This is a genomic window from Stappia sp. BW2, assembly GCF_008107695.1.
GTDB lineage: Bacteria > Pseudomonadota > Alphaproteobacteria > Rhizobiales > Stappiaceae > Roseibium.
Genome location: NZ_VIRG01000028.1, coordinates 1 through 434, shown reverse-complemented (window position 1 = coordinate 434; position 434 = coordinate 1). Strand labels below are relative to the sequence as shown.

At 55.5% G+C, this 434-nt stretch carries 1 protein-coding gene; it reads right to left on the bottom strand.

The genetic code is table 11. From position 1 onward, the window contains the following. A partial coding sequence (locus FMN63_RS00130) for a PsiF family protein (protein WP_148581925.1) occupies positions 1-280 on the bottom strand: 280 nt, incomplete at its 3' end. Positions 281-434: the final 154 nt, after the last annotated feature.

The following is a 434-nucleotide window of genomic DNA, read 5'->3' as shown; positions in this document are numbered from 1 at the left end:
CCTTCATGAAAGCCTTGCGGGCATCGCCTTTCATGTCCTTGGCGTCGACATTGCACGCTTTCATCTTGTTTTGCTGCGTCATGGCCGGCGCCGGTTTGGCGCTCAGGCATTCCTTCATGAAGGCCTTGCGCTCATCGCCTTTCTTGCCGGCGGCGTCCGCATTGCAGGTCGTCATTTTTGACTGTTGGGCCGTCTTGGCGACAGGCGCCGCTTCCGGTGCGGCGGCAAAGGCGGTGCTGGCAAACGCGGCGGCGATGCAGAGGGCGATTAATTGTTTCATGGCAAATCCTTGTAGACGCAGTCAGTGGAAGGGGACGTGCAAGCGGCAGACAACTGCCGATATGCAAAACGTAACTAACTATATGACATTTATCAACAAAATTTCCACTCGAGTGTGTCTTTTTGTTACTGGCAGACAGAAGGCGCTGCCCGGC